The organism is Ancylomarina sp. (genome assembly GCF_041555295.1).
In the GTDB taxonomy this organism is placed as follows: Bacteria; Bacteroidota; Bacteroidia; order Bacteroidales; family Marinifilaceae; genus Ancylomarina.
In genome coordinates, this window is sequence record NZ_JBFFKR010000278.1 from 1 (window position 1) to 4,260 (window position 4,260).

Sequence of the window (4,260 nt, forward strand, 5' to 3'; positions counted from 1 at the left end):
ATGAGATTCAACCGCACGGATATAATCCTCAGGCCAATTAGCCTCTTCAAGTATTTCTCTAGTTTTAATGGTATGTCTATCAGGCGCAACTTCCCAGTCCATATCATGAACCAATCCGATTATACCCCACTTCTCTTCATCCTCTCTATGAATTTTTGCATAATAACGCATAACCGCTTCTACAGCCAAAGCATGTTTGATTAAACTGTCCGTTTTTATATACTGCTTAACGAGCTCAAAAGCTTCATTTCGAGTAGGAATATGCTTTTCCATTTTTGAAAAAATATTTGAATTTATAATTGAATACCTAAAAATATCCAAAAGTTTTACTTTCAAGAGCATCCTAGCCAATAATTATCTGATCAACTATCAAAAACTATAGCTTGTCGAAGTTCTTTATTTTCAAAATCGACATCTTTTAGGTATATTCGGATCCACAACTCTTATATTATCATTTATGAAGAAAGACAACAGACGAAAATTTATACAAAAATTAGGTGTAACAGTTGGAGCAACAGCACTTCTTAATACAGAAAGTATTGCTTCAATAAGCAATATGCAATCAAGCAAAGATCTAGAACGATCAGAATTCTTGAATAATTATGAAAATTGGGTCAATCAATACATCAATGTGGTTGAGAAGGAAAAATCTGACAAGTTTAATATGGCCAACAAACATCGCATTATGGAGTTATCGCATCAAGCCAAAGACTGGCAAGAGAAAATTGCGGTCTATTTAAATGACGATACTTTTAAGAAGCGTTACATCCAACTGTCTATGCGCTTATCAGATAGTATCAGTAATGAACTTGAAGCATAGTGAAATTTCAAGTTGAATAAATGACAGATAAGTAGCTTCGAATGATTAAAAATGGATATTCATCAAAAGCTAAATATCATGTATATTTTTAGCTCAAAACGCATACATTTTTCTCTTACCCCCTAAAATAATATTAAATTAAGTATTAATGATTGTGAATACTCCTTAAATGAGAAGAGTAAACAAAAGAATCAAGTCAGCTTGATTCTTGAATTCTCTTTATGGTTGCAATTTAAAAACGATTCTCAAAAGACTGATATGTTATTATGCTAGACTGCAACTTTCTTAAAGATCTCAATTGCAAGTCTCATTTTGGAATGGCTTGCAGCCTCCTTTTTCAAAACAAAATATTTTATGTATATTTGAATCTTCAATTATTATTAATACCATATATGGAGAAAGACAACAGAAAAAAAATTACACAAGAATTAAACATAACAGTTGATTCAACTGCGCTTCTCAATACAAAAAGCACTGAATCATTAGCTAGTGCACTAACAAACAAAGATGAAGAACGATCAATATTCTTAAGGAATTATGAAAATTGGATTAATCAATACATCAATGTAGTCGAGAAGGTAAAATCTGATGAGAACAATATAGCCAACAAACATCGTATCATGAGACTTTCGCATCAAGCAAAAGGTTGGCAAGAGAAAATTGCAGTCTATTTAAATAACGATACTTTTAAGCAACGTTACATTCAATTGTCTATGCGTTTATCGGATAGCATTGCAATGAATTGGAAGCTTAGTCGCACTTTAGTATAAATCAAAAAAAGAGAAATCACTCGATGCTGATTTCAATAATTACAGAATAACAGATATAAAAAAAGCCCCGACAAAATCGGGGCTTATCTGTAAACAAAGTATTCTAGTTTTCTGTTAAAATATTCTCATCATATTCTACTTCGAATCTTAATTTGTGCTTAGCCTCTTCTTGTGCTAAGTTTAAGAATAACTTCTTCTCAACTTCATTAGTTGTTGCAGCAGCCAAATCGCTATACAATCTGAAAGCAGATTTCTCTTTCTTCATAGCAATAGTTAATGCCTCCTGATAAGTCATATTTGCTTTATCTTCGTCAACTTCAACTAGATAATCAGCAATTTTCATATCAGAAACCTTTGCATCAGAAAAACTCTGTCCCTTACCATTCTTGATAGCTTCAAGTTTAGCACGGTGTCCCATTTCTTCAATAGCATATTGCTCAAAAGTTTCTTTAATTTGCTTATGCTTCATTTTAGCTGCAAGAGCTGTATAAAATTCAGCCGCCATAATTTCTTCATTGATGGCGAAATCAAGAATGTCGTTTATTGATTTGAACTCTTTCATATTAAGAATTTTTAAAATCAGTATTATATATAAGTGTACGTATTAAACTTACACTTTTTTTCTAATTAATTAGACAGATATTTTTCAGTCAAATAGATATCCATATTCTTAGCAGCTTTTCTACCGTCTCCCATTGCAAGGATTACAGTTGCACCACCACGAACAATATCACCACCAGCAAACATTTCTGGAATAGATGACTGCATCTTATCTTTTACAACCTCGATAGTTCCCCACTTAGAAACATCAAGACCTTCAACCGAGTTAGGAATTAGTGGATTTGGTGATACACCAACAGCCACAACCACAACTTCACAATCAAGAATATACTCAGATCCTTCAACTGGAACGGGTCTTCTACGTCCTGAAGCATCAGGCTCGCCTAATTCCATTTTTTGAACCTTCATCTGAGATACACGACCTTCTTCGTTAGCGATGTACTCAATTGGGTTAGTCAATGTCAAGAACTCAATACCCTCTTGTTTAGCATGGTGAACTTCTTCAACACGAGCAGGCATTTCTGCTTCTGATCGACGATAAACAATCATAGCACGCTCAGCACCTAAACGCTTAGCAGTACGAACTGAGTCCATAGCAGTATTACCACCACCAACAACGACTACATTTTTACCTCTTAATACTGGTGTATCAGATTCTTCGCTATCAGCACCCATCAAGTTCACACGAGTTAAATACTCATTTGATGATAGAATACCATTAGCATTCTCACCTGGGATATTCATGAAACGTGGTAAACCAGCACCTGATCCTACATAAAATGCTTTATAACCGTCAGCTTTCAAATCGTCAATGCTTGCAGTTTGTCCTACGATATAGTTCGTGATGAATTTCACACCCATACGACGTAAACTTTCAATCTCAACATCAACAACTGCGTTTGGCAAACGGAATTCAGGAATACCATATTTCAACACGCCACCAATTTCGTGAAGTGCTTCGAATACTGTAACGTCATAACCTAATTTAGCCATATCGCCAGCAAATGATAATCCAGAAGGACCTGAACCAATTACAGCAACTTTAATTCCATTTGCAGTTACCATTTCTGGTGTAGAAACGTGTCCTGACTCTCTTTCGAAGTCAGCAGCAAAACGCTCCAAGTAACCAATTGCAACAGCAGGCTGGTTTAATTTCGTTACATAAAAACACTTTTGCTCGCACTGCAACTCCTGTGGACAAACACGACCACAAACAGCTGGCAATGCAGATGTTTCTTTCAATACTGAGGCAGCTTCAAGAATCTCGTCACACTCAATATGCTTGATAAACTTAGGAATGTTAATGCTAACCGGGCAACCTTCCATACAAGTTGGATTCACACAGTCCATGCATCGGCTCGCCTCGACTAAAGCTTGTGCTTTAGTTAGTCCAATATTTACTTCGATACGTTGCGATGTGATACGAACCTCAGGCACTGTTTCAGCCATTAGTGCACGCTCAATCGACATACGATCTTTAGCTTTTATCTTTTTCTGAAGAGCTACTCTCCAGTCTTGTTTTCTTTCGTTCTTGATATATTCTTCAGACCTTTCCATTGTCCAGGTATTTTTGTGTTGCTATTCTTAAGATTGAATTCTCTATTTCTGAAATTGATCAAACTTATCAACTTCCTCTTTCTTGTAACCACCAAGACGAGACATCATTTCATCGAAATCGATTTGATGTGCATCGAACTCAGGACCATCAACACAAGTAAATTTGGTTTTACCACCAACAGTAACACGACAAGCGCCACACATACCTGTACCATCAACCATGATACTATTTAAACTAGCAACAGTAGGAATTTCATACTTCTTAGTTAATAAAGAACAAAATTTCATCATAATTGCAGGACCAATAGTCACACACTCATCAATCTTTTCTCTCTTAATAACCTCTTCCATTCCCTCAGTTATTAGACCTTTCTTACCATAAGAACCATCGTCAGTCATAATAATCAACTCATCCGAATGCTTACGCATTTCATCTTCAAGAATGATTAAATCTTTGTTACGAGCAGCCAAAATAGTAATTACCTTGTTTCCAGCTTTTTTGTAAGCTTCAACAATTGGTAACAAAGGTGCATTTCCTACACCACCGCCACA

At 35.5% G+C, this 4,260-nt stretch carries 6 protein-coding genes; 2 read left to right on the forward strand and 4 right to left on the reverse strand.

The window, feature by feature from the left end; translation table 11 throughout:
- Positions 1 to 273, reverse strand: a 273-nt coding sequence (locus ABY905_RS14515; RefSeq protein ID WP_372645134.1) for an HD domain-containing protein, incomplete at its 3' end; no start/stop codon positions are given.
- Positions 274 to 457: 184 nt separating this feature from the next.
- On the opposite strand from ABY905_RS14515, the gene ABY905_RS14520 reads away from it, so the two are divergent.
- Together ABY905_RS14520 and ABY905_RS14525 are read left to right on the forward strand one after the other, a co-directional pair.
- Positions 458 to 820 (forward strand): hypothetical protein, encoded by a 363-nt coding sequence (locus tag ABY905_RS14520; RefSeq protein ID WP_372645136.1) that lies wholly within the window; start codon positions 458 to 460, stop codon positions 818 to 820.
- A 392-nt stretch (positions 821 to 1,212) separates the two neighbouring features.
- A complete protein-coding gene (locus ABY905_RS14525; protein ID WP_372645138.1) occupies positions 1,213 to 1,590 on the forward strand; it encodes a hypothetical protein in 378 nt (125 codons plus the stop codon).
- 103 nt (positions 1,591 to 1,693) lie between these two features.
- On the opposite strand, the gene ABY905_RS14530 is transcribed toward ABY905_RS14525, so the two are convergent.
- The 3 genes from ABY905_RS14530 to ABY905_RS14540 all read right to left on the reverse strand — a co-directional run.
- Entirely contained in the window at positions 1,694 to 2,152 is a 459-nt protein-coding gene (locus ABY905_RS14530) for a ferritin family protein (RefSeq protein WP_372645140.1), read from the reverse strand.
- Positions 2,153 to 2,217: 65 nt separating this feature from the next.
- On the reverse strand, positions 2,218 to 3,708 hold the full coding sequence (gene gltA, locus ABY905_RS14535; RefSeq protein ID WP_372645142.1) for an NADPH-dependent glutamate synthase: 1,491 nt from the start codon (positions 3,706 to 3,708) through the stop codon (positions 2,218 to 2,220).
- A 42-nt stretch (positions 3,709 to 3,750) separates the two neighbouring features.
- Positions 3,751 to 4,260 (reverse strand): sulfide/dihydroorotate dehydrogenase-like FAD/NAD-binding protein (locus ABY905_RS14540; RefSeq protein ID WP_372645144.1); only part of this gene is annotated, 510 nt, incomplete at its 5' end.